The 25,067-nt window shown below is 59.0% G+C and carries 24 protein-coding genes; 1 reads left to right on the top strand and 23 read right to left on the bottom strand.

What is annotated here, in order from left to right; genetic code table 11:
* Positions 1–13 precede the first annotated feature (13 nt).
* The 20 genes from GKN89_RS04430 to GKN89_RS04335 form a co-directional block, all read right to left on the bottom strand.
* A complete protein-coding gene (locus GKN89_RS04430) occupies positions 14–808 on the bottom strand; it encodes a lysozyme inhibitor LprI family protein (protein ID WP_075201885.1) in 795 nt (264 codons plus the stop codon).
* 13 nt (positions 809–821) lie between these two features.
* Positions 822–1,652 carry a pesticin C-terminus-like muramidase gene (locus GKN89_RS04425; protein ID WP_230328915.1) on the bottom strand — a complete coding sequence of 277 codons (831 nt, stop codon included), beginning with the start codon at positions 1,650–1,652 and terminating at the stop codon, positions 822–824.
* Between the two features lie 67 nt (positions 1,653–1,719).
* Positions 1,720–2,202 (bottom strand): type VI secretion system tube protein Hcp, encoded by a 483-nt coding sequence (locus GKN89_RS04420; RefSeq protein WP_019452993.1) that lies wholly within the window; start codon positions 2,200–2,202, stop codon positions 1,720–1,722.
* A 300-nt stretch (positions 2,203–2,502) separates the two neighbouring features.
* Positions 2,503–2,994, bottom strand: coding sequence for a T6SS effector amidase Tae4 family protein (locus tag GKN89_RS04415; RefSeq protein WP_025159845.1), 492 nt, complete (start codon positions 2,992–2,994; stop codon positions 2,503–2,505).
* Complete coding sequence (locus GKN89_RS04410; RefSeq protein ID WP_019452991.1) at positions 2,991–3,374, bottom strand: Rap1a/Tai family immunity protein; 384 nt, start codon at positions 3,372–3,374, stop codon at positions 2,991–2,993. Before GKN89_RS04410 ends, GKN89_RS04415 begins: the two co-directional genes overlap by 4 nt.
* Positions 3,375–3,441: 67 nt before the next feature.
* Entirely contained in the window at positions 3,442–4,947 is a 1,506-nt protein-coding gene (gene tssC / locus GKN89_RS04405; RefSeq protein ID WP_019452990.1) for a type VI secretion system contractile sheath large subunit, read from the bottom strand.
* A 3-nt stretch (positions 4,948–4,950) separates the two neighbouring features.
* Positions 4,951–5,487 carry a type VI secretion system contractile sheath small subunit gene (gene tssB, locus GKN89_RS04400; RefSeq protein WP_019452989.1) on the bottom strand — a complete coding sequence of 179 codons (537 nt, stop codon included), beginning with the start codon at positions 5,485–5,487 and terminating at the stop codon, positions 4,951–4,953.
* A gap of 123 nt (positions 5,488–5,610) precedes the next feature.
* Complete coding sequence (gene tssA, locus GKN89_RS04395; protein ID WP_154746406.1) at positions 5,611–6,645, bottom strand: type VI secretion system protein TssA; 1,035 nt, start codon at positions 6,643–6,645, stop codon at positions 5,611–5,613.
* Positions 6,646–6,668: 23 nt separating this feature from the next.
* Positions 6,669–7,388, bottom strand: coding sequence for a type VI secretion system-associated protein TagF (gene tagF / locus GKN89_RS04390; RefSeq protein ID WP_154746405.1), 720 nt, complete (start codon positions 7,386–7,388; stop codon positions 6,669–6,671).
* 18 nt (positions 7,389–7,406) lie between these two features.
* Positions 7,407–11,042 carry a type VI secretion system membrane subunit TssM gene (gene tssM / locus GKN89_RS04385; RefSeq protein WP_154746404.1) on the bottom strand — a complete coding sequence of 1,212 codons (3,636 nt, stop codon included), beginning with the start codon at positions 11,040–11,042 and terminating at the stop codon, positions 7,407–7,409.
* Complete coding sequence (locus tag GKN89_RS04380) at positions 11,042–12,262, bottom strand: DotU family type VI secretion system protein (protein WP_025159843.1); 1,221 nt, start codon at positions 12,260–12,262, stop codon at positions 11,042–11,044. The genes tssM and GKN89_RS04380 overlap by 1 nt, the downstream gene beginning before the upstream one ends.
* 3 nt (positions 12,263–12,265) lie before the next feature.
* Complete coding sequence (gene tssK / locus GKN89_RS04375; RefSeq protein WP_025159842.1) at positions 12,266–13,612, bottom strand: type VI secretion system baseplate subunit TssK; 1,347 nt, start codon at positions 13,610–13,612, stop codon at positions 12,266–12,268.
* Between the two features lie 40 nt (positions 13,613–13,652).
* Positions 13,653–14,183, bottom strand: coding sequence for a type VI secretion system lipoprotein TssJ (gene tssJ / locus GKN89_RS04370; RefSeq protein WP_063918557.1), 531 nt, complete (start codon positions 14,181–14,183; stop codon positions 13,653–13,655).
* Positions 14,184–14,212: 29 nt separating this feature from the next.
* The gene (gene tagV, locus GKN89_RS04365) at positions 14,213–14,713 is read right to left on the bottom strand and encodes a type VI secretion system accessory protein TagV (protein WP_019452982.1); all 501 of its coding nucleotides are present in this window, start codon (positions 14,711–14,713) and stop codon (positions 14,213–14,215) included.
* Positions 14,714–14,761: 48 nt separating this feature from the next.
* A complete protein-coding gene (locus tag GKN89_RS04360) occupies positions 14,762–15,154 on the bottom strand; it encodes a DUF4150 domain-containing protein (protein ID WP_004934933.1) in 393 nt (130 codons plus the stop codon).
* A 17-nt stretch (positions 15,155–15,171) separates the two neighbouring features.
* Entirely contained in the window at positions 15,172–15,807 is a 636-nt protein-coding gene (locus GKN89_RS04355; RefSeq protein WP_154746403.1) for a DUF3540 domain-containing protein, read from the bottom strand.
* A 30-nt stretch (positions 15,808–15,837) separates the two neighbouring features.
* Positions 15,838–16,905, bottom strand: coding sequence for a pentapeptide repeat-containing protein (locus GKN89_RS04350; protein WP_154746402.1), 1,068 nt, complete (start codon positions 16,903–16,905; stop codon positions 15,838–15,840).
* Entirely contained in the window at positions 16,902–19,454 is a 2,553-nt protein-coding gene (locus tag GKN89_RS04345) for a DUF2169 domain-containing protein (protein WP_154746401.1), read from the bottom strand. Before GKN89_RS04345 ends, GKN89_RS04350 begins: the two co-directional genes overlap by 4 nt.
* Before the next feature lie 173 nt (positions 19,455–19,627).
* The gene (locus GKN89_RS04340) at positions 19,628–20,128 is read right to left on the bottom strand and encodes a hypothetical protein (protein ID WP_154746400.1); all 501 of its coding nucleotides are present in this window, start codon (positions 20,126–20,128) and stop codon (positions 19,628–19,630) included.
* Between the two features lie 812 nt (positions 20,129–20,940).
* Positions 20,941–21,873: a LysR family transcriptional regulator gene (locus tag GKN89_RS04335; protein ID WP_063918552.1), complete on the bottom strand. Its 933-nt coding sequence runs from the start codon at positions 21,871–21,873 to the stop codon at positions 20,941–20,943.
* 97 nt (positions 21,874–21,970) lie between these two features.
* Between GKN89_RS04335 and pcp the strand changes: the two genes are divergently transcribed.
* Positions 21,971–22,618 carry a pyroglutamyl-peptidase I gene (gene pcp, locus GKN89_RS04330; RefSeq protein ID WP_154746399.1) on the top strand — a complete coding sequence of 216 codons (648 nt, stop codon included), beginning with the start codon at positions 21,971–21,973 and terminating at the stop codon, positions 22,616–22,618.
* 35 nt (positions 22,619–22,653) lie between these two features.
* On the opposite strand, the gene GKN89_RS04325 is transcribed toward pcp, so the two are convergent.
* The 3 genes from GKN89_RS04325 to ydgT all read right to left on the bottom strand — a co-directional run bounded on the left by GKN89_RS04325 (position 22,654) and on the right by ydgT (position 24,602).
* Positions 22,654–23,685 (bottom strand): NADP-dependent oxidoreductase, encoded by a 1,032-nt coding sequence (locus tag GKN89_RS04325; protein ID WP_154746398.1) that lies wholly within the window; start codon positions 23,683–23,685, stop codon positions 22,654–22,656.
* An 84-nt stretch (positions 23,686–23,769) separates the two neighbouring features.
* Positions 23,770–24,189 (bottom strand): universal stress protein UspC, encoded by a 420-nt coding sequence (uspC, locus tag GKN89_RS04320; protein ID WP_019452973.1) that lies wholly within the window; start codon positions 24,187–24,189, stop codon positions 23,770–23,772.
* 197 nt (positions 24,190–24,386) lie between these two features.
* Positions 24,387–24,602, bottom strand: coding sequence for a transcription modulator YdgT (ydgT, locus tag GKN89_RS04315; RefSeq protein WP_004934895.1), 216 nt, complete (start codon positions 24,600–24,602; stop codon positions 24,387–24,389).
* Between the last annotated feature and the right edge of the window lie 465 nt (positions 24,603–25,067).

The following is a 25,067-nucleotide window of genomic DNA, read 5'->3' as shown; positions in this document are numbered from 1 at the left end:
TAGGAACGCAGTTTTAATCGTGTGACGTAAGTGCATCGATTCGTTTTTGCATCGTATCGGCCAGGCAATCTTTGTCATCTCGGCATTTATCCCTTTGCAGTAACCAAGATCTTTGCGTGCTGTTTAAAGAAGCCGCCAGTTTTTTATCCCCTACATCGGTCGCCTGCTTTTTTGCCAACAGCCAAGCTTGGGAAACGCTTTTGTCATAGGCGGATAAATTGAAGTCTGAGCAGATAGTTTTTTCAACAACGCTTGTAGATTTGGCACAGTCGAAAGACGCTGCAGGTTTAGGATCTTTCGGTAACCGTTCTAATTGCAGTAGCGAACCATCGTACCAATTAACCAGCATTTTTTTTGGATTGAGAGCGGCAAAGCTGGAGCCTGCACCATTATCGGATGGGCCGAATGATCCGGAGTGACAAGCGATCTTGAAAAGAGAGACTTCTGCTTGGCCGTTTTCATTCAATGCATAGTTTTTAGCCGAGATGCTTTTATCTCCGCCCATCGACTTACCGATGAATTGATTTAGCGTGCTTCTCTCAATACTTAAGGTTGGCGCTGTGCAGACGTCTTTTTCCGGCAGATTGTTTTCTATTGATTTAGTGGAAATATTGATTACCCTTCCTAGTAATCGAGGGTCGTTAAGTTGATAGCTAAGCGTGCGGGTAGTCTCATTGTCTATGTTGACCTGAGTCACTTGCCATAAGCCATCAATAGTTGATGATGTTGGGGTATTAACGTTTTTTTCTGCTGCACATGCAGTAAGTGAGAAAAATACGCTACTAATTAAAAATGCAGATAATTTCATTGTGGCGAATTCCTTAGCGATAGTTTCCATTTAAATAGAGCTCGACTTCGTAATTTCTTCTGTTTATCAGCCCTTTCATCACTTTTCCACCTGAGGTAATGGCACGTTTTATTTCTGTCATTGCATCAGATATTTTGCTCTGATTAATGAATGCTGCGACGTTGTTGAGTCGACCACCTGGATTATAAGCAAAGGAGACTAACGCATCAAACTCTTGTTGTGTGAGTGGAACAAGAATTTTATTCCTAACAGCTCTTTCATAGGCAGGTACTATAAATTTAAGTAGTTCCGTTTCCTGTGTGTCGGTTAAAACCACTAAATTGTGATTTTCTTTCGCGAAGTCTTTAGCTTGCTGATGATGTAACCCGGCGGCTGCACTGATTTTATCTGCAGTTGCGCTGTCTAATCCAATCGCGATCATGGTATTTTTTATTGATTCTATAGAGCGAGCTTTCATATCATAACCCGGCCCCAGAGTGACCCCGCTTGCACCGCCAGGCCAATGTAGGTGGTTACTTACTCCGCGCCATGCTTCAATATTAAAGATAAACCTTAAACCGCTTTGTGAAATGCCCATAGCTCCGGGACCTTGACGACCTGCACTACCACCGATAGGAGGTTGTGGTGCTCGAGTTTCGACGTGTGAACCCAGGGCTGAGAATGTTTTTCGACCAGCGATGCCGTCAACATGCAGACCTTTTTTACGTTGCACTTTTTTTACTGCTAATTCAGTCTTTAGACCGAATATGCCATCAGAGTTAAGAATAGCCCCCTGTTTATTAAGCAATTCTTGCAATGATTTTACGTGATTTCCTCTGTCACCTTTTCTAATCGCTTTCATCATGATTTCCTTATCTAAAATACATCGCTTACCAAACCAACCTCCCCATAACGGGGAGGTTGTATAACAATTAAGCTTCGCGGTTTTCCTTGATGTTCCAACCTGCGCTGCTTTCGGCGCCTTTGCCGCCTTTGTCGCTCTGCTCCCAGTACTGCTGCTTCACTTTCGCCGCCTGGAAGGAGTAGGTGATGCCTACGGTGTCTTCGCCGCCTGCACCGGTGTACTGCACGGCGGTGACCAGCACGTCGTCCAGGGTGATTTTGACGTACTCAACCTGAGTACCGCCCGCCTTGCAGACAGACAACTCAACCTTGGTCAGGTGTTTACCGCTGGAGCAGTGCTTCAGCAGCGCCGGGGTTGACTTGTCGACCAGCGCGTTGACGTGCAGATCGTTGAAGCACACTTTGCCGGCGCCACCGCCGCCGCCAACGCCCATATTGCCCGGTTGAGAAGCGCCCCAGGAGAAAGAAGTGATGTCGGTCCAGCCTTTGTGATTCGAATCTTTAGATTCGCCGCTGGCACCTTCAACTTTCAGGAACATATCAATAGCCATAGTTTCTTCACTCTTTATTAAGGGTTAACAGTAGTATTAACGTTACGTTGAAAAACTCAGGTAATAGCAGCAGGAATTGCAAGTGTGGTAATGCATTACCAATTTATATCCTTGTGCCATGCACCTTCTTAAATACCGAAAACTATCGGTACGGGTTACCGAGCCATTATTAAGATGATAATGGCTCAATGCTTAATTATTTCGCGTTGTCTTGGTTTCACGTGCGATCTGGATTGCCTGCTATGAGCAAGCATGCAGTTAAACCCAACCTCATGCTTTTACTGATAAGCCGATGGCACACTAGCTCAATTCCCAAAACCAGACTTCTTTGCAGTTAAAATAGCAATGGGAATGGCAGGTCAATAGTGAGTTTTCTGGTTCGATCAGATCAATGTGTCCGCCATCATAGTTGGTGATTTTATTGAAGAACACGACGCCTTTTTTATTGCCAATACCTTTCTCTGCATCTGGAGCATTAAAGAAAATTTTGGCTTTGCCAAAACTACTGGAGCGATGCAACTGATCGGCCAACAGTTTGGCTCCCGGTTCAATCGTTTTACCCTTATAGGCGCCTTTTTTGATTGGCAGGCGGCCTTTGAAGCTGATGCCGGCTTTCAACAGCGCCAGGCTCATGCGGACAGCACAGGTATTGGCATAACCAGGATTTTGCTTTAGAAGCGTATCAAGCTCATAGCCAATCTCAGCGTAAACGGCTTCTGCTGCCAAATATCCCGGGCTAGAGTAATCAGAGGAGTAATGGCTGCTTTTTAGCTGACGATATAAAGGTTTCATGCTTTGCCTCCTTTGCAGGGGAAGCGAGTCGCCAGAGCCTCTTCAATCAGGGGGGCAGCCCTTTCATGCAGGCGCGCAGCGGGAAGTTTATTAAAGAATTCGAATACAAACTCCTGCAGAGTGACGGTTTGTAGCTGGCTGTATTGGCACCAGCTTTTTCCTTCCGTCGCGTCCAGCACGCCCAGCAAATAAATTCGCGCTTTCTCTTTTTCCTGTTTATCTGCACTGCGATAGAAACGGAAAAAGTCGCTGCCTGACAGATTGACATCATCGGAAGTCAAATGCGCTATCGATGTCTGCTCTGCGAAAGCTGGCGTCGCGGCGCAGAGCGAGCAGACGACAGCCAACAGCGATGCCAGATAAAACCGTTTTGTCTTCATCTTTCTTTCCCTGTGATGAGGTTGATGTATCCGTCAGGCCGCGCTATCGCGGCCTGACTTCAGTCCATCAGGACGCGTCGTTTTGCTTCAGTGAAGGCAGTTTCGACACCAGGCGCAGGGAGACGGTCAGGCCTTCCAGCTGGTAGTGCGGGCGCAGGAAGAACTTGGCGCTGTAGTAGCCCGGATTGTCTTCGATCTCTTCCACCTGCACTTCCGCTGCGGCCAGCGGTTTGCGCGACTTGGTTTCCTGCGAGGAGTTGGCCGGATCGCCGTCCACGTAGTTCATGATCCAGTCGTTCAGCCAGCGCTCCATGTCGTCGCGTTCGCGGAAGGAGCCAATTTTGTCGCGCACGATGCATTTCAGGTAGTGCGCGAAACGGCAGCAGGCGAACAGGTACGGCAGGCGCGCGGAAAGCTGGGCGTTGGCGGAGGCGTCGGCATCGTAATATTCCGCCGGCTTCTGCAGCGACTGCGCGCCGATAAAGGCGGCGAAGTCGGAGTTTTTGCGGTGCACCAGCGGCATAAAGCCGTTCTTGGCCAGCTCGGCTTCGCGGCGATCGCTGATGGCGATCTCGGTCGGGCACTTCATGTCCACGCCGCCGTCGTCGCTCGGGAAAGTGTGGCACGGCAGGTTTTCCACCGCGCCGCCGGATTCCACCCCGCGAATGGCGGTGCACCAGCCGAACTCTTTGAACGAACGGTTGATGTTGGCGGCCATGGCGTAGGCGGCGTTGGTCCAGGTGTAGTTGCCGTGGGTCGCGCCGTCGGTCTCTTCTTCGAAGTCAAACTCGTCCACCGGGTTGGTGCGGATACCGTACGGCAGGCGCGCCAGGAAGCGCGGCATCACCAGGCCCAGATAACGCGCGTCTTCCGATTCGCGCAGGCTGCGCCAGGCGGCGTACTCGGTGTTCTGGAAGATCTTGGTCAGATCGCGCGGGTTGGAGAGCTCCTGCCAGGACTCCATCTGCATCACGCTTGGCGCGGTGCCGGCGATGAACGGGCAGTGCGAGGCGGCGCCGATCTTGGCCATTTCACCCAGCAGTTCCACATCCTGCGGGCTGTGATCGAAGTAGTAGTCGCCCACCAGGCAGCCGAACGGCTCGCCGCCGAACTGGCCATACTCTTCTTCGTAGACTTTCTTGAAGATCGGGCTTTGGTCCCAGCCCACGCCTTTATAACGCTTCAGCGTGCGGCCCAGCTCCTGCTTGGAAATGCTCATGAAGCGAATCTTCAGCATCTCGTCGGTTTCGGAGTTGTTGACCAGGTAGTGCAGGCCATGCCAGGCGCCTTCCAGCTTTTGGAAGTCGTCGTGGTGAATGATCTGGTTGATCTGTTGCGACAGCTTTTCGTCGATTTCCGCGATCAGCGCCTGAATGGTGCGGTAGGCGTCGGAAGAGACGGTGACGGTGTTTTCCAGCGCCTGTTGCGCCAGGGTTTTCACCGCGTTCTCGACCGCTTCTTTAGCCTGATCGGTCTTCGGCCGGAACTCTTTGTTCAGCAGCGCACTGAATTCGTCGCTGGAAAAAGTCTCGGTGGTTTGCAACGCATTTTGTTGCTGAGGCGAGTTGCTCATCGATTAATCCTCACGCTCGTTGTTGTCGTCGTTAACCGCCGGCTTTGGCGCGTCGGTCAAGGAGTGCAGCAAAGCCGGGTTTTGCAGGATCTTGGAGATCAGCTCCTCGGCGCCGTTTTTACCGTCCATATAGGACAGCAGGTTGGAAAGCTGGGTGCGGGCGTCCAGCAGATTGCCCAGCGAGTCGACCTTGCGGGCGATAGCGGCAGGGGAGAAGTCTTCCATGCTTTCGAAGGTCAGATCGATGTTCAGTTTGCCTTCGCCGGTCAGGGTGTTGTCGACCTGATAAGCGACGCGCGGCTTCAGCGATTTCATGCGCTCGTCGAAGTTGTCGACGTCGATTTCCATGAACTTGCGTTCCTCCACGCTGGCTTGCGGATCGACCGCTTTCCCCACCAGATCCGCCATCACGCCCATCACGAACGGCAGCTGGATTTTGCGCTCTGCGCCATAAATTTCGACATCGTATTCAATCTGTACGCGCGGCGCGCGGTTGCGGGCGATGAATTTCTGCCCGCTGCGGGATTTCGAGTTTGACATGATTTACTCCATCTAATGGCGATTGGGAACGCGCCTCGTCCGGCTGGGAGAGTCAGGTTCTGATTCGGGTCTGCGCAGGCGGCAGACGGTATCGGGTGTCGTCAAGAGAACAAAAGTCGGTGGCTAGCTGTTCTCCTCGTGGTCGGGGCGACCGAGAATGGTCTCCAGTTGGTTAAGCCCATCGGGCGCCAAATCGCGGACGATTTGCATAAAGTCCAGCGTAATCAGCCGCTGGACCCGATCGATCATCAGCGGCGCCGGGTGGCTCGGCTCATGAAGACGAAAATAATTTTTCACCTTGTCCAGCATCAGCTGGGCGTCGTCGCGCGACTGGATCTGTGCGCTGCGCCAGTTGAGCGGCGCCGTGACGCTTTGTACCGCAGCCGGTTGCGGCTCGGCGGCGGCGGCTTGCGGCGCGGCGTCCGGTTCGGTGGCGGCCGGGGCGTCGCTTTGGCCGGCGAGCGCCACCAGAGAAAACACCTTGGTTAACGCGCTCATTTCAGGCAGTGCGCTTTCCCCCAGATGGCGGGTCACTTCGCTGCGAATGGCGCTCAGGGTGTTGGCGATGTGCGTCACCAGCGCGCCTTCGGGGCGATCCTGTTGCGCCAGCTCATCCTGCAGCCGCGCGCGGCCGCCGGGAAAGTTGGGGCACTCTTGCTTGCTGCCGTCGAGCAGGGCGCCGGCGTCGCGCAGCGAGATTTCACCGGCGGCGCTTTTCAGCAACGGCGCGGCGCGCACGCTGGCGGCCAGCGCGGCTTTGTCGCCAAGGTCGGCCAGCGCGTTGATGCGAAACAGCGGATCGGCCTCGCCGTCGAACTCCAATGCCGGCTGCAGGCTGTCCCAGTAACGGAGTATCGCCTGGTTGATCAGCGTCAGCCCGTCGGCGTAGCCCGGCAAGCCGCGCAGCTGGGTCCAGGCGCGGGTGAGGTACAGCATGACGCGCAGGTCTTTGGTGCGTGCCAGCAGCGAGGTCGAGAGACGCTCGACCTGCACCCAATCCGGCGCCTCTTCCGGAATGATGGTACTGCCGAACTGCTGTTCGGCCTTGCCGGTGGCGGCGCGCGCCATCGCCAGAAAGTCGGCGTCGTATTCCAGGTTGTCGCCGCAGGGATTGTCCGCGTCAACCGGGGCCAGCAGGGTATCGGTATCGATAGCCATAGAATTTCCTTCAACGAACGATGTTAATCAAACATTTGCGGGTACTGGCCGCCGCGGCCGGGGCGCGCCCAACCGTTGGGCTCGAACAGCAACGAAAACAGCTGCACGGTGAGGTTGCCGCTGTGCACGTGGGTGTAGAGCGGGTGCCCGTCGGCCTGATTGGTCCACCAGAAGCTGGTGTACTGCGCCGGGTCGAAACAGTCGGCGGCCTGTTGCCAGCCGAGGCCCGGCACGTCCGGATGCTGAAAACCGATGATCGACAATATTTCGGAGTCCGCTTCGGCCGGCGGGCTGGGCAGCGCCGGGATCGCCTGCAACGTGCGGTCGATCTGTTCGGCGGAAAAGCCGTTGCGTACGCCGTTCAGCAGGGTATGGCCGAGCTGCTGGTACCAGCCCGCCGCCATATTCAGCTGTTGCGGGCGCCAATCCTGCTGGCTGAACAGACGCAGCGCGCAGATCGGATAGCGGCGCCCGACGCGGTCGCGCGCCGGCAGCAGACAGCCCATCTGCACGTACTGGCTGCCGAGCGTGGCGGGGATCACGAAGTTCCACACCGGCGCGTTGCTGAACGGATGGCCGTTCGGCCCCTGCGCCTCGCGCTGCAAGTTCACCAGCCCGTTATGGAACCAGTGGGCCCAGTGGTTAACCACCGGATCGGGCAGGCGGCGTTGCAGGAAGTCGCCGGCGGAGGGCAGTTTGCCGTACCAGCCGATGCTCGCCGGGGCGCTTGAATCAGTGCTCATGGTCATGTCCTTTCGGGGCTACGGGCACGAGAAGGCCGGCAGTTGGAACGGATTGCGGATGCTGTTGGGCGTGAACTCCAGCGTGACGCGATGGCCGTCGAGATTGAAGGTTGCCTGACGGCCGAGGCCGGCGGTGCCCGAAGATTGCGCCATATCCACCAGACGGTTGAGCGCCCACGGCCCGCTGGTCACCAGACTGGCAGTGGTGCCGTTGGCCAGCGCCAGCTGCAGATGCACCTGATTGGTATTGCGGGTGCCCGGCCAGCTGACCACCAGCGGCACCTGTGGGCCGTGGCTGTATTTGAACAGCTGCCCGTCGATATCCAGCGTCAGGTTGAGGATGTCGTTATCCATCCGCACCGGCCGCACGGTGACGCGGTAAGAGGGCGTCGCGGTGCCGTTGGCGAAGAACGCGTCGCGGATGCGCTGCGCCTGCTGGAACGACCGCAGGATGCCTTCGCCGCCGGGCAGTGTCTTGCCGTCCACGCCGGGCGTGAAACGCCAGTTGGCGCGGGTGGTGTCGACCTTGCCCTGCAGATTGTCGCGGAAGAAGCTGTCCATCAGCCCGCTGTTCGGCGCGAACATGCGCGCCAGGTCGTCCGGCGTCACTTCCTGGCGCGCCCGGGCCACCAATGGATAACGCCCGGCGATCGCCTGGCGGCAGAAGCTGCCGACTTCGAAGCTGATGCGCTTTTTCACGTTCTCCATCTCTTTGCGCTGGGTGTCGCTGCTGGCGCCGATGGCCAGCGACAGCAGCATCTGCTTGAACGGCACCGGCAAGCGGCCGGACTCGGCCTGCAGGCGCGGGATGATGTCGCTCGGCGGCGCCGACATGCCGCTGTTGGCCGCACCCTGCACCGCCGTCAGGTAACTGTACAGCTCATCGACCTGTTTCAGCACGCTGTCGAAAGGGATCGCCTTGTTGCCTTCGCCCTGGCTTTGCGCCAGTTCGAGCAACGGCGCGAAGTGCGCCATCACCAGCTGTTCCGGCTGGGCGGAGACGTCGCCGTCGGCGTTGGCCGGCCGGTTGGTGAACAGCGCTTCCAGCGTGCGGTTGGCGTTTTGGTTCAGCTTGTCTTCGGTTTTGGCCAGCAGCGAGCGGGAATCGGCGTCGTTTTTCTCGTCGTGCAGGGTGACGTTTTTGCTGACGTTGACCAGCAGGTTGCGCATCGGCGACGGGTTGCCGGACAGCAGACGCGCGCTGCTGATGCGCTGAGTCAGGTTGCCGATGTTGGCCAACTGGATATCCTCCAACAGCTCATCCCAGGCGCTGATGAAGTCCTGCATGTACAGCTGGCGGATGGTTTTGGTCAGATCGGCGCTTTTCTGCTCCGGCGTCTGGCTGTTCAACACCCAGACGTCTTCTTTGCGCAGGGTGTCGGTCACCGGATCGATGTTGTCGTTGAACGCCTTCCAATACCCTTGTGAGGTGAACAGACCCGGTACGCCGTCAGTCACCGGTTTGCCGCTTTTGCGGCTGAACGCCAGTTCGGTCTGCGGGCCGGCCAAATCGACCAGGCTGACCGGTTTGATGTCGGTCTGTTTCAGCAACAGGCGCTTGAGGCGGCCATAGACGCGCTGCGACAGCGGCGCCCGATTGAGCGCGGCCTGCGCCTGCGCCACCAGCTGTTCGTCTTTGGCGTAAGGCGAGGCCTGGATCTGCGTGTCCAGCAGCTGGCTCAGATGCCATTCGATCTGCTGCAGCTGTTTTTGGGTGCTGCCCTGCGGCAGGTTGCGCTGCAGGTTGAGCATCACCCAGGCGCGCAGGAACTTGCCGTCGTAGTGCTTCGGCAGATACAGCATCTGGTAGGCCTTCAGCGCTTCGTAGCTGAAGTCCGCGTCGCCGTGGTTGTCGTTGCGCAGCGTGGTGGCGATCTGTTGTGCTACCTGCGGCAGCAGCAGTTCTTTCAGCGCTTTTTGGTACAGCGCATTGCCGGCGTCGCCGACCTGATCGCCGCGGTACAATCCCATGCGGTAGGTGAACGGCGGATCGTCCAGCGCAAAGTTTTGGCTCTCCGGCAGGTGCTGCAGACTGTTGAGGAACGGCAGCAGTGAGAACATGTCGCCGTTGCCCAATTGCGTCAGGCTTTGCCCCTGGCGCTCGACGCCGGGCACCTTGGCGGCCACTTCCGCCAGATAGGCTTTGTTGTTGCCGTAGCTGGTGAACCAGAACATCGCCAGCACCGCCAGGATCACCGCCAGCGCGATGTAACCCGCCCAGTGCAGGGCGCGATTGCGGTATTCCCACCAGCGGTTGCTGCCCGCCAGCCCGGATTCCTGGAAGACTACCGATTCCAGCGTCTCTTTCAGGAAGAAGCTCTGGCCTTTGGCCGCCGGGATCGGCGCCTCGTGGCCCACGCTGTCCCAGGCCGCGTTGGCCTGTGCCCCTGAGTTTGCCGTCGGCAGCTGCAGATAGCGGTTCAGTTCGCCCATTACCCGGTCGAACGGCAGGCCTTCCTGGGTGCCGCTGGTGAAATAGATGCCGCGCGGGGTAAAGCGGGTTTCAAAACTGGAGGTGGCGAACACCTGTTCCAGATATTGGCCGAGCAGCGGGCGCAGCGCGGCGAATTCCTGCGGGAACAGGTAGCTTTCGGCGCGCTGGCGCGCGTCGTGTTCCATCAGCAGCGTATCCGGCAGCGCCGCGTCCAGCCGCTGTTGCAGCAGGGCGTATTGCTGTTCGAAGGCGGCGTTCAGATTGAAGTCCGGCTGCCGCGAGCGCTCGTAAGGGAAGGTGAACCCCCAGATCTGGTCGCGCTGCGCTTTGTCGAAGCTGCCGAAATAGGACATAAAGCCGTTGAGCAGGTCGGTTTTGGTGACCAGCACATAGACCGGGAAGTGAATGCCCAGCTGCTCGTGCAGTTCGATCAGGCGCTTACGCAGCGCGCTGGCCTGCGCGGCGCGCGCTTCGGCGCTGTCGCTCAGCAGATCGGCGACGCTGATGGTCACCATCACGCCGTTGATCGGCTGGCGGGTGCGGTATTTTTTCAGCAGCGCGACGAAGCTTTGCCATTCGCCGGCGTCTTCTTCACGCTGGCTTTCCTGCGTGGTGTAGCGGCCGGCGGTATCGAGCAGCACCGCGTCGTTGGTAAACCACCAGTCGCAGTTTCGGGTCCCGCCCACGCCGCGCAGCGCGGATTTGCCGAAGCGGTCGGCCAGCGGGAAGTGCAGGCCGGAGTTGACCAGCGCGGTGGTCTTGCCGGCGCCGGGCGCGCCGATGATCACATACCACGGCAGCTGGTACAGGTATTGGCGGCTGAAGCGGGTCATCCAGCGATGTTTGCCGTCGCCCTGGCCCGGTGCGAAACGTGCCTTTTTCAGCAGCTGCGCCGCTTCGTCGAAACGCTGCGCCAGCTGTTCGTCCTGTTTGATCTCGGGCTTGCCGTCTTCCGCCGGCGCCGCTTCGGCGGCGCGCAGGTTGCTCAGCAGGCGGCTGTTGAACCAGGCGCTGTAAAGGCGTGGGATCAGGCGGCACAGGAACCAGATCAGGTAGATAACGCCGATGGCGATCTGGCGGTTGAGTTCCGGTTCCAGCGGGCGATAGTCACCGATGGCCACCAGCGGGCCGATCATCCAGATGATGAACGCCAGCGCGGTGATGCCGACAAAGCCCCACAGCAGGCGGCTGGTGATGATGGAGAATAACGTACTGAGCATTACTTTCCGGTTCCTTGCGGCAAGCCGTTGATTTCCGCCTGGGTGTTTTCCGGGGCGACCAACAGCGTAATTTCTACCCGGCGGTTCAACGCGCGGTTCACTTTGTTATCGTTCGGCGCAACGGGGTTGCTTTCGCCGCGGCCCTCGGCCTTGACCCGCTGCGGGTTGGCGAGGCGCTTTTGCAAGCGGGCGCTGACCGCTTCGGCGCGCGCCAGCGACAGTTCCCAGTTGGAGGCGAAGCGGGCGCTGCGGATCGGCACGTTGTCGCTGTAGCCGGTGACCAGGATCTTGCCGCTGACGCCGTTCATGGCGGCGGCGATACGGTCGATGACCGGAATATAGTTGGCGCGCACCGTGGTGGCGGCGGAGTCGAACAACCCGTCGCCTTTCAGGATCACCACGCTTTGCTGCGCTTCGTCGCGCACCACCACCAGCCCTTCGGCGATCTCTTTACGCAGGAAACTTTTCAGGCTCAGCGTCGGCGGCGCGGCCGGCGCCGGGTTGCCGATCGCCACCTGCGGCAGATTGGTTTGGTAGATCGCCGCCAGCACCGGGCTGGTGTTGTCGCCCAGCCGCCAGTTGAGGGCGATAAACAGCAGCGAAGCCAGGAAACCGGTCAGCGCCACGCAGGCCCACAGCGGCACCAGCGGGCGCCACCGTTTCTGCTGCACCGGCAGATCCAAGGCATGAGGCGACAGCGGCGGAGCGTAGCCGCCGCGCACCGACCGAATCAGCTGCAGCAAGCGCTGCTTCATGGTCTCCAACTGCGAACGGCCGTTTTCCATTACCCGGTAGCGGCCTTCAAAACCCAGCAGCAGGCAATAATTGATCAGCTCCAGCAGGTTGATGTGCTCACGCGGGCTCTGCGACAGCTTGGCCAGCAGCTGGAAGAACTTCTCGCCGCCCCAGGTTTCGTTATGGAAGGTCACCAGCAACCCGCTGCCGGACCATACGCTGTTGCTGCCCCAAGGCGTCAGCGCCGCCGCTTCATCCAGCGCGGTGCACAGGCAATAACGCGCACCGATGATCACCTCGTACGGCAGATTGGCGCGTTGGCCGCGGATCTCGAAGCGGCGCACTTCGTCGATCAGCTGTTGGCGCAGCTGCGCCGGGTTGGCGTGCGTGGCCGACTGGCGGATCTGCGAAATGGCGTTCAGCAGCGGGTTGGCGGCGTCCACCAGCGGATTGGCCGCCGACGCCATGCTATTTTCCTGAGTCATAGATTACCGGTCCGTATGGCTGCGAATCGCCCAAAATTCCATGTCCAGCCCCGGGAATTCGCCGGCCAGGTGCAGAGCGAAGGCGCTGGATTTTTCCATCTGTTTCCACAGGTCGCCGCCTTTTTCCAGCTCGAAGTAGGTGTAGCCGGCGTGATAGGGGATCTGACGCGGCGCGGCGGGCATGGTGCGCAAACCGATGCCCGGCAGCTGCAGCTGGACCAGATCGCGGATGCGCGTGACCGGGGCGATCTTCATCTGCGCCGGGAAGTGGGTCAGCAACACCTCGGCGGCCACGTCGGCGCGCACCGCCAGCACGAAGCCGAAATCGCGCATCATTTTGGCGTCCTGCACGGTGGCGACGTTCAGCCCGTGGGAGCGCTCGACCAGCGTCAGCTGAATGGCGTTGTCTTCCAGCACCACCGACAGCCCCTGACGCAACAACAGCATCAGCTTGCCGAAGCACAGCGCCAGGTTGTCGTGGTCATACACCGGCAGGCGGCCTTCCGGAGTGCGCTGCGCCGAGAAGCTGGCGAGTTCGGTGGCGAACTGCAGCCAATCGGCGAACAGACGCTCCGGGTGCAGATGGTCGAGGTGGTAGGCGTGGCTCACCTGGCCGAGATGACGGTTGATCAGCTGCAGCAGCATGAAATCCACCATTTCGGAACTGCCGCCGCGGCCCGGTTGCAACAGGCGTTGGCTCATCTGCTGGCTGCGCTGTTGCAGCAGGCCCTGCAGATCGTTGATGAAGGTCTTCAATACCGGGTTGCCCTGGCAGTTCAGCATGGGTGGGATCTGCGCGGTATCGAGACGCAGGCTGTTGTCGCCGCGTTTTTCCAGCACGCGGGTGACGCCGAGCGCCGTCCATTCGGCATTGAGCTCGCTCTCCAGCATCAGCCGCAGGCGCAGACGGCCGAACTGCAGCGCCGCGCTGCCCACGGACACGGCATTGAGATCGTCGACCTCGTTCTCGTAAGCCAGATAGCGCGCCAGCGCTTCGGGGCTTTCCTGAAAGATCACGTCTTCACGCCCCGCGCGGTAGGTCGGCAGGGCCAGCACCACGTTTTCGCCGGTCTGGTTTTCGGCGATGGTCAGCGGCGCGGGCGCCTGCTGGGCGCCGGAGAAGCGGAACGGCGTGCCGTCCGGCATGATGCCGCTGGCGGCGTTGAGCGCGATCTTGCCCTGGCGCAGCAGCGTTTGGTCCAGATCCAGGGTGAGGAATCCCCAGAAACAGCCGCTGTGGGCCTGGCCCCAGTTGCGCATATAGCCTTCGAGATAGTTTTCCGCCTGCTGGAAATGGTGAGGGCGTAAAAACATTCCCTCGGTCCAGACAACCTTATGAGCATCTTTCATCATCACACCTATAGTGACTTCGCTTCCGCGCAGCGGTGGGTCAGTCGGTCTTTTTTACGGGGCGCAGGCCATTCACGCCCGCGACGATATGCGCTTCCAGCTCATCCGGCGAGAATTGCCATACCTTGTAGAAATTGGTTTCGGTGGGTTCCGGCAGCGGCAGCGAAATGCGCCAGCTCTTGCCGTCCAGATTTTGATATTCGGCGATCACGCCGAGGTAACGTGCGTCCAATGTGCTTTGCCCGCTGAGCTTTTTGCCGGTCTGGCCAGGCGTCAGGAAAAACTGATCGCTGTCCAGCAGGCTGTTGCCGAGCACGCTTTTGGCGTCGTTTTGCAGACTGAAAAAGTCGGCATCCATGAATTCCGCATCCGAACGCAGCAGCAGCACGCGAATTTTAATCGGCGCCGGTTGCGCGCCGGCGGCGGCGTTGACCTGGCGGTCAGCGTCGAAGATCAGGCTGTAGCGCGACGGCACGCTTTTGGCTGAAGACATGCAACCGCCGAGCGCCAGCGCGCCCAGCAGCAGAAACAGCATCCCGCACCAGCGGGATGCGATAGGGGTCGTCATCATGGGAATCTCGTCGCCCGCAGGCGTGCTGACTACTGGAGGATCCAGGTGGCTGAGCCGGCGTTTTTACACGCCTTGCTGTCGCCGCCGACTTTGACGCAGTCCTGTTTGGCAGCTCGCGCGCGGCGCGGCAGATCTTTGCGCAGCGTCGACTTGTAGCGCGCTTCCGGCACGCCGGCGTTGGCCTGGATATAGCCCACCAGATCGCCACCGCGGATGGCGGAGATCGCCAGCCAGTTGTTTTCCACTTCGCCCAGCGCATAGAACGCGGCGGCGTTGTCCAGGCTGCCGACGGCGGTACCGGTATAATTCGGGCTGCTCATGATGCTGGCGGCGTACAGGCTGCGGTACTCCTCACCGATCGGCTTGAACTGTTTCGGCGCGCTCACCGCGGCGCGGTGCTGCAGCGTGACGCCATTGACTTCACTGCTGACGATGGCGTCGTTATTGAGCGCCGGCGGCGGCGGTGGAGGGGTGGAACAACCGGCAAGCGTCAGGGCGGTCAGCAGCGTCAGGGTAATCCGTGTTTTCACAATATCCTCATTTTCTTGATTGAATGGCTGTGTAATAGGGCGCCGTCATCAGGGCGCAAGCAGCAACACTTTTAATTGGCTCGGCACGATGCGCATGCCGAGCGCATTGGTGGAATTCTGCAGGCTGAGGCTGGTCAGCCGAGTGGCCGGGGTGCCTTTAAGCAGCACGGTAAAGGCGCCGGTCAGGTGGCGGGATGGCCCCATCACCGTACCGGAAGCCACGCCGGTGGCCACGCCGGGGTTGTCGCCGTTGGTCAGCGGCGTCACCGTCGCCATGTTGTGCGCCGGAGTGCCGACGAACAGAATATTGAAGGCGTTCGGAATGGCGGTCGGCGCCAGGGCGATATCCGGGTAGGGCACGGGCACCGGCGCCGGGCTTGGCGTCAGGCAGACGTCGGGAAACGCCAGGTCTACGCCGATCATTTGGCTGTTGGCAAACATAGAAGGCCTCCGCAAGGTTATCCGACGTGGATTTGTTCCGAATCCAGCTTGGTGATGTCTTTCGAGGTAATCAGCGTGTTGCGGGCATGAATGCGGGCGTAATCTTCCGCCTGATAATCCAGCTGCCCGGCGCGCACATGCTCGGTCTGGCGCACTTTGCGAAACAGCGAGTGGCTGATCTGGCTGACCGAATGCCACAGCGACTCGCAGCGTTTGCCGACCAGGCGGCTGATGCTGACGAAGGCCGACAGCTCTTCGCCGCTGTATTTCATCTTGTCGATGTGGCAATCGCCGCTGTTGGCCTGCAGCGTCATGGCGTCGCCGCGCAGTTGCAGCGCCTGCGCGCTGTGCAGCGACAGCGAGCCGCTCGGCGTTTCAATCTGCAGGTCGCCTTCGACGCAAAGCCGCGCCGCGCTTTGCGGCTCCGCGCGCTCGAGGACGGCGATCGCCCACAGCTGGTGGCCGCAGCCGGCGACCAGCACGTTATCGCCGAGGGCCGGCGTCAGCAGGCAGCTCGCCGCCCGGCGGCAATGCCAGCCGCGGCCTTCACATTCCACCACCAGGCTGCCGTCCGGCAGCAAATTGACGACCTGGCCGGCGGCCTGCCGGGGCGGCGCGATGTTGACGGCGCGAGTAGAGTTGGCAACGCTCATGGTGATCCCCTCGTGAAGTGGTCAATACGGTCAAATGCGGCTCTGGCGCTGCGCGCTCCAGGTTTCGGCGGCGTACAGCTCGTCGTCGCGCTCGAGAATGCCGCTGCGATCGCCCCAGCGCGTTTGCTGCTGGTGGGCGCGGTGCATGCGGGTGCGCATAAAGCGCGCACGTCGGAAATCGGCGGCGCCGACGTCGGCATAACAAAAATCGGCGTAGGTCAGGTCGCTGTCGCTGAAGTCGCAGCGCGCCGCGCGGCTATGCTGGAACACGCACTGATACAGGCGCGCCTGGCTGAAGTTGGCGGCGTCCAGCGTCGCTTCGCTGAAAATCGCCTGATCGAACTGCCCGCTGCGGCAGTGCGCCTGGGTCAGGTTGGCCTCCAGCCACAGCGATTGCTGCGCCTGCACGCCCGTCAGGGTGGCGCGCCGCAGCGAAGCGCCCTTGAAGTTGCTCTGGCGCAGCGTCGCCTGACTGAAGTCGACGTCGTCCAATTGGTTATCGGTAAACTGGCAGGCGATCAGGCGCTGCCCGGCGTAACTTTTGCCGCGATGGTCGCATTCGAAAAACGTGACGCGGTCGAAATCTGCACCTTCAAACCCTGTTTCACAGAGATTTAGTCTAAAGAAAGTGACAAGAGATAGCCGCGCATGCTCCAAACTCGCGCCATTGAGCGGGCTTTCGTAAAAGGTGGTGCGATCGTGCTGAGTGGCGGAAAAATTCGCGCCGGCCAATTGGCATGACATCCAGTGGCTTTGGCTGAGCGACAGCCGGCTAAAGTCGCCCTGTTCAAGCCGGCAATCGTTGAACATCGTCAGCTCGATATGGCTCTCGCTGAAGCGGCTGGCCGACATGGCGCACTGATTGAAGGCGGTTTGCTTCAGGTCCGCTCGCGCAAACTGAGCATGGTCGAGCCGGCAATCGCTGAACACGCTGTCGCGCAGATCGCAATCGGAGAAGTTCGCACCGCTCAGGTCCAACTGGTTAAACATACCGCCGGCCAAATCCATACCGGCGAATGACAGACCGTGCAAATCCTCACCGGCAATCAGCTCGCCGCGTTTCACGCGCTGGCGTATCTGCTCAGACTTTGAGGTCATACTTCCTTCCCGTTGTGGCGAGGCAATGTTTTCACCCTGGCGGTATAGGCACCGTCGAGCCGGGTCGCCTGATCCACTTGCGACTGCGACAAATCGGCTCGGAACAGATTGGTGCCCTGCAGGTCGGCGCCTGACAGCAGGCATTTCTGCAGGATCGCCGCAATGAAATTGGCGTCGCGCAGGGTGGCCTGGGACAGATCGCTGCGGATGAACAGGCTGCCGCTGCCGTTGGCCTGGCGAAAATCGGCCTCGTTCAATCGGGTTTCCGACAGGTCGCAATTATTGAGGCGCGCACGGCTGAAATTAGCCCGTTGCAACGGCATCTGGCGTAAATTGCACTGGGTTAGCGTCGCATCGCTGAAATCCGCCTGCGGCAACAGTGTTTTTGCTGCGAAGGCGCAGGCGGTGAGGCGTGCGGCGCGGAAGCTGAGGCTTTGCGTCTCGGTGTCAACCCAGGCGCAGTTTTCCAGCCGTGCCTGACTGAAGTTCACCGCCAGCAGCCGGCATTTGACGAAGCTGACTTTGTCGAGCCGGGCGTGGCTGAATGTCAACTGCTCCAGCTGCAGTTCCATCAGCGTGATGTTGGCCAGCGTGGCGCGGCTGAAATCACACTGCCCGAGCAAGGTTTCATACCCCAGCAAATCGCGTAATGACGCCATCGTGAAGTCGCAGCGTTGAAACAAGGTTTGCTGAATGTGGGTTTCGTGCAGCTGCGCGCCGCCGAAATCCGTCGCATCGCATTTCGCCAGGGCCAGGGAGGCGTGGCTCAGATTGGCCTGTTGCAAGACGGCGCCGCTGAGATCGGCGCGCGCCAGCATCGCCTCGCGAAGATCGCAGCCCACCAGCCGGGTTTGGCGCAGATTGGCGTTTTCCAGCAGCGCGCCGCGCAAGTTAGCCTGGCAGAGGTCCATGCCGGACAGATCGGCGCCGGTTAGATCAAGACCGCTGAGATCTTTATCGCGCAGCATGGCGGCGGCGACGCGTTGGCGAATGATCTGCGCCAGATCGCCGCTTAAACGCAGCGCCGGGCTTTGCGCCTGTGCCGACATTAAATACATCTGGTGCAGCGCACGCTCGCTTTCCCCCAACTGCTTGTCGCTAAATGCGTCGGGATAGTGACGCCCCTGCTGAAACAGCAGATCGCGCTGATGCTGGTAGCTTTCCACACCGGATGGTGGCACGTGCTCTCCGCCGGGTTTGAGGGGGTCGATACCGTTATCCTGTGCGTGTTTGAGCATGTCCTGATACTGAGCTTCGGCCTGGCTTTCCAATCGCTCGACGAATTCGGCGAGTTGATCCAGCGTCGGCGGCACCTCTTGCGATGGCAGCGGGAACAGTTCATCGATGTCCTGCCCCTCACGCAGCAGGCGCTGGCGGTGATCTTCGCGTTGATGGTGCTCGTAGGCGGCGATATTTTGCGCTACCGGGCTTTGCTGCGTCGGTGTTTCGGTATCCAGCCAGGCGCCGATGCAGGTTTCCGGCAGCAACTCCTGCTCACGAAAAGCGCGCAGGGCTCCCTGTTCTTTATCCAGTCGCTGGGCCAACACCTGCCGATAATGCTCGGTGGCGCGGGGCTCTCCTTCGATTTCCAATGCCGGCATCAGTTGCATTACGTCGGCGGCATCGTCTTCATTGATGCGCGCGCTGCCCTGATAGATCAGCAGCATCTGCTCCCGATGGGGGAAGAACCAGACGGTGGTATGGCGCATGGCAATCTCTTCGAAATGCGCTTCGCCGGCGCGCAGCCGGTTGATGAAGCAGCGTGCGCGCCACGGCGGCAAGTGCCCTTGCTGCACCGGCTCTGACGGGTGCATGTTCCATATCCGGTAGGCGGCCTGGGGAGGCAAGCTGTCGCGTTGAGGAAACTGCTGATCGCTGTCCGCCATGTTGAACAGGCGCCAGTCGATGTCGTTGGCGAAACCGGGAAAACCGTTTTTCAACCAGTCGGCGTCGTAGTTTTTTCCGATGCGGGAGAAGCGGCGCGGCCAGGTGATATCCAGCGCATCAAAGCTTGCCGGTAGCGCGCTTTGCCGGGGAGAGGTAAGGCGCCCCTGCAGTGGTTCGACATTCGGCAGGCGATGGATACGGCCTTGCGGACATGTTTCTGGAGTGGCGCCGATGCCGTGCGGATTATCGGCGAACTGGGTGCCGCCGTAAGCCCGGCGCCAGTCCAGACGCATTTCTGCAAAAGGGAGGGGAGTGGAGGGACGATCGTTGGTCCAGTGGCGATCGCCGAAAACCACCAACGTTTTTTCCAGCGAATCCAGCTGGATCTTCACGGCGCAGGCGGTTTTGTCTTGTTGATGATGGGTGTAGGCGTTGCCGGTGGCGAGAAACTCCGCACAGGCTTTCGGGATGGCTAAATCGAGCACGCCGCCGCTCAAGGTGAGCTCTTCGGCGGCCAGTTGCCACAGCTCCGGCTCGGGGCGCAGGCGCGGGGAGGCCCCCATGTCGGCCAAGGCCAAAACGGAAACGCCAAGATGATTTTGCCCTTGCCAAGAGAAGGGGCGATGAAGTGCGCTGAGGCGCAGAGGTTTCACGACTTTCATTGTGTGTGTAAAGCTTCCTGTGGATATCAGCCGGCAGCCAGGCTGCTTGCTCAAAAACAATCCGTTTTTCGGTTTAATAGATATCAGGCTATGTCACAACAGATGAAGAAAACGAGGCGGCGTTCAGAACCGATCGTTAATGCGCGGAGAGAGCCCCGCTTCGAAATGGATGATCAAGAGGACAGCGCGTTGTCCTTGCCGCTGATTCCGCGAGCCAGCAACACGGCGGCCACGGATAACGCCGCGGCGATCGCCTTGGCGATAGCCTGGCCGGCGCTCTCCAGATGGTAAGGTGCAAAAAAGCCGATGTCGGCGGTGCCCAGAATCAACAGCGCGGTGAGCGCTGCAAAACAGCCCAGCTCTATGGCCAACGCCAGCCTGCCGGGTGTCGCCGTAACCAGACAACTCATCAAAAAACCGGGCAGAATCAGGAATCCGATCAGCTCTGCGGGGGCATTCACCGCCGACATCACTTGCTGGTTGTATTTCAGGAGCGCCAGCATCAGTGCGACAAAGATCAGCAGCCGCACAGGTAACGCCGCTGCTCGGCCGGCCGACAAAAAGGTTTTGCCGATCGCGGTGAGCAAGACGCAGCCAACCAGGATACCAAAGAGGGTAAACAGGATTTGTCCCCAGAGGCTGTCCTGCGTCGAAAAGGCAATAAACTCGCCCATCGTGACACTTCCTTATGCAAGGTGATTTAGCGAACTGATAGACGACAAGTCGTTTTCAGAACGTAGAGACCAGATCGCGTTGTTTGACCGTTTTTTTTGCTCAAAGCCGCGAGCGCTCTTCGGGCACCGCTTTTTTGGGGAGCTTCGGATCGTACTTTATCGCGGTGAAATGCCCGGTTGTCAGAGCTGAGCTGCTCGACGTCGAACTCGACCGCCGGCCAGTTTTTCCGCACCGAAAAGGCTGCTGAACAACGGCTGGTGGGCGGACAAAGGCGTATGCGCATTGATAAGGCGATTCATACTATCCCCGGGTTTAGGCATAGCTACCGCACGAGAGTGAACGCGCGATCCCGATGGCGTATCTGTCACGAATTGAGACAGGGGCTGACGAAAGATTTAACAAAGTTTACACAAAGGCACGATTTGTGCAGTCTACAATAGAGCTTCGCATTTGCAAAATAGCCTTGTGGATCAATGCTCAATTCGTTAACTCGCTCACGATCCTGTTTTTTATTATCTAAAACATATAGATACACTGAGATCATTTTTTATCTCAAATTATTGGGAAATTGGTAATACCATGAAGTAAATGTGTAACACTTAAGTCAAGGTGTTTATAAAACAACTCTTTTTTTTCGTGAAAAAAGTCACTGATTGTTTTTTATCCTTACCATTCGTCAGTTAAAGATGATCAAATATATAAATTTACTGAATGTGAATTCGGATGATTCCTATTTGGCGGACGCAAAAAGGCACCGCAACGGGCCTTTGCGCGTGTATTTGAGCGGTTGATAATGCAGCGAATGCCGCCGTTAATCTGAGCGGGGGGCGAGGGGAAGTTGGCCTATCAGATCGCAAAGCCAGATTAAGGCCGGGTCGCGTTGTGCCTGCCGACCGGCGATCAGTTCAATGGGAAAAGGGGCGATGGCCAACTCGTCAGGCAGCGGGAGAAAGCGTACGCGTTGCGGATCGGAAAAACGTCGGGCCACGCTGGCGGCCAGGGTGGCGATCAGATCGCTGTCGGCAACCACGGCCGGCAGGGCGACAATATGTGAAAAGGTTGCGGCGACGCGCCGCTGGCCGCCGATTTCCGCCAGACGTCGGTCGACCAATCCTCTGGCGGAACCGTCGTCTGCCGGTGCGTACAGCCCGTGCGGCAGGCTGAGGTAGCGGGCCAGATCCCAACGACCGTCTGCCAGCTGCGGATGTGTGCGGCTGGCGATACACACCAGATGCTCTTCAAACAGCGCGTGCACATAGTGGCTTTCAGCGCCGGAAAGATGCCCTCCCAACGCGATGTCCACCTCGCCGCTTTCCAACTGCCGGTAAATATTGCGGCGATCCAGGCGCGAAACGCGAATATCGATACCGGGTGCCGCCTGACGCAACCGGCTGATGATAGCGGGCAGCAGCAAAATATCGGCATAGTCGCCGGCGGCCAGCGTAAAGCGCCGTTGCCCGGCGGTGGCCGGATCGAAACGCGTTGGGGGAGCTAACGCAAGATGGATCTGTTCAAGCACCTGCTGTATCTGCGGCATGAGTTGGTGGGCGCGCGGCGTAGGCGCCATGCCGCCGCCGCCGCGAACAAACAGCGGATCGTTCAGCAGAATGCGCAGCCGCGCCAGCGCATTGCTGACGGAGGGTTGAGCGCGGTTAAGGCGCCGGCCTGCGGCGGTAACGTTACGCGTCTGATACAACGCTTCAAACACCACCAGCAAGTTGAGATCGACGTTGGCTAAATTCATTTTATGAATACTCTATATATAGATAATCCATTTCCAGAATCATACTGCGTTCACTAGGCTGGTAGCACACGAATTTAGCCTTCAAGCAGGGGAAATGATGAACAAAGTGTTGGTAACCGGTATTGAGCCGTTCGATGGCGATGCGGTAAATCCTTCCTGGCAGGTCGCGCAGGCGTTGGCCGGTGAGCGAAGCGGCGGCGCGGAGATCGTGGTGCGCGAATTGCCTTGCGTGCTGGGTGAAGCCAATCAGCGGCTAATCGCGGCGATTGAGGAACTGCAGCCGCTGGCGGTGATCTGTCTGGGCCTGGCCGGCGGCCGGGCCGAAATATCCCTGGAGCGGGTGGCCATCAATCTGATCGATGCCCGCATCCCCGATAATGCCGGCAAACAGCCGATTGATGTGCCGGTGGTCGCCGGCGGCCCGGTGGGCTACTTCAGCACGTTGCCCGTCAAGGCTGCGGTACAGCAACTGCGCCGGCAGGGGATCCCGGCGGCGGTTTCTTACACGGCGGGCACCTATAACTGCAACCATATTTTTTACGGTTTGCGCCACTATCTGCAGACGCATCGCCCGGCGGTCAGCGCCGGGTTCGTGCATATCCCGTACAGTCATGAGCTGGCGGCGGCGCATCCGGGCAAGCCGAGCATGGCGTTGGCGACGATGGTTGAGGCCGTGCGCACTATCGTAGAGGTCACGTTGACGGTTGAGGAAGATGTGCGATTCGGCGACGGTGCCGTACATTAAAGAAGGGGGCGTGGCGCACCACGCCCAGCTGCGGGTTATTCGTCGGCGACGCGAATCACCAGTTTGCCGAAGTTTTTGCCTTGCAGCAGACCGATAAACGCCTGGGGCGCCTGCTCCAGTCCGTCGACGATGTCCTCGCGGAACTTGATTTTCCCCTGCTCGACCCAACCGCTCATCTGTTGCAGGAATTCATCAAAGCGTGAGCCGTAGTCATCGAAGATGATAAAGCCCTGCATGCGGATGCGTTTACGCAGAATCAGCCCCTCCAGCAGCGGCAAACGGTCCGGCCCGGCGGGTAATCCGGTGGCATTGTAATGGGCGATGATGCCGCAGACCGGAATGCGCGCTTTGGTGTTCAATAGCGGCAGCACGGCGTCGAATACCGCGCCGCCGACGTTTTCATAATAGATGTCGATACCCTGTGGGCAGGCGGCGGCCAGCTGTTCGGCAAAGTCGGGGGCACGGTGATCGATACAGGCGTCAAAACCCAATTCTTCCACCACATAGCGGCATTTTTCCGCGCCGCCGGCAACGCCGACCACGCGGCAGCCTTTCAGCTTGCCGATTTGGCCGACCACCGAGCCGACCGCACCGCTGGCGGCGGCTACCACCAGCGTTTCGCCCGCCTGGGGTTGGCCGATGTCGAGTAATCCCATATAAGCGGTGAAGCCCGGCATACCCAGCACGCCGAGCAGGCGGGAAGGGTGCGCCAGGTGCGGGCCGAGATTGCGCAGGCCGCTACCGTCGGACAGCGCGTAATCCTGCCAACCGTCATAGCCCAACACCCAATCGCCGACCTTGAAATCGGGATGCTGTGAGGAGGCCACGTGCGATACCGTTCCGCCGACCATCACCTGGCCGATCTCCACCGGCGGCGCATAGGAGGGGGCATCGCTCATGCGGCCGCGCATATAAGGATCCAATGACAGATAAACGGTGCGCAGCAACAGCTGGCCGACGCCGGGTTGCGGCGTGGCAACCGTGTCGAGACGGAAGTTTGCCGCCGTCGGTTCCCCGTGCGGGCGCGAGGCCAGCAGGAAGCGACGGTTCTGTTGAGAAGGGGACATCGAAAGCTCCTTTGCGTTGCGACAGACAGGTTGGTTAAGCCTAGTCCAGGGGCGGCAAGGCAACGTTACCGAATGTGCTTAGCGTTAGAGCGGCACGATCAACACGTCGATATGGCTGATGTTGATGAAGCGGGCGGCGGAACAGGAGACTTTGTTCATCATGCCGTCGCGATGATTGCCGCAGAGCAGCAGGTCGAACGGCCGACGGCGGCTGGCGAATGCCAGGCTGTCGCCCAACTCGCCGTGTACGATCAGCGTATCGGCGATCGGATAATCCGCGCGTTGGCGCAGTTCCTCCATAAACAACCGGGTTTCTTCCTCCATCAGCGTGCGCAAATCGCCGAGCATCGGCCCGGCGAAGTTATTGTACATTTCCGGATTGGCGAGGGTGCTGAGCAACGTGATGTTGCCGCCATAGGGGCGGACGATGGAGACGGCCTTTTCCACCAGGCGGTGACTGTCAGGCGCGACGGCGACGGTGACCAGAACGTTTTGATACCCCATATCCCACTCCTTGTTGTATCCGTCGTGTTTCAGGCTGCCGCGTCGGTGGCCTTAGAGAAAATGCTGCGCTCGGATAAAGGGTAGAACCTGACGGGCGTAATAAATGTGTTTCGCATCACGCGCGGCAATAAAAGCTGAGTTTGCCCGGTTATATAGCAATAAAAGATAAAACCGTTGCCGCACGTAATTCCACTGAATTAAAGCACCTGCGCCCACAGCGTTTTCGGCACCTTGCCCAGATCGAACAATTTACCGGCGACCAGTTCGGCGCGACGGTGGTCTGCGGCGCGGTACATATTGCTCATTTCTGTATCATTTTCAATGGAGTAGTTCAGTTTGTCGTACACCTTCTCCAGGCTGTCCAAAGAGGAGCATTTACGGAATGTCAGCAGATATTCGAGCGTATCGGTCATGATTAAAATATAGCCTGTTAATAGTTAAAGCCGGGTGAATAACACATCAGCGACTCTCGGCGATGCCGTCGAGGCAGCGATGTACGACCTGACAAAAATCATTTCAAGTAGATAAATTGCACTGGGTAATAATTGAGACGCCGCCTGAGGCGGAGCGTTGCTAAATCATAATATGCCGGTGCGCTGTCAGCAATCTCATCCTGCTGATAAATGGAGAATTAGGGAAAGTCTCAGGTGAGGCTGCACGGGGAGGGGATGAAACCGTAGGGTTGCGGCGGCGTGTAGAGGCGCGGTAGCGCGTTTTCGTCCTGGGAAGGGGATTTCTTCCTTTTTTAGCAAGACCGCTACGGCGTTGTCCGGCTTTTGGCGTTGCCGCTCGCGCTAAAACGTCGTCTCATTGGCCGAGGGTTTTGAGGAGAAAAACAAAACTGCGTTTTATTTTATTGCAGTGAAGTGATGGGCGCG

Source organism: Serratia sp. YC16 (genome assembly GCF_009707615.1).
GTDB classification, from domain to species: Bacteria; Pseudomonadota; Gammaproteobacteria; order Enterobacterales; family Enterobacteriaceae; genus Serratia; species Serratia surfactantfaciens.
This window is presented reverse-complemented; position numbering and strand designations above follow the sequence as displayed.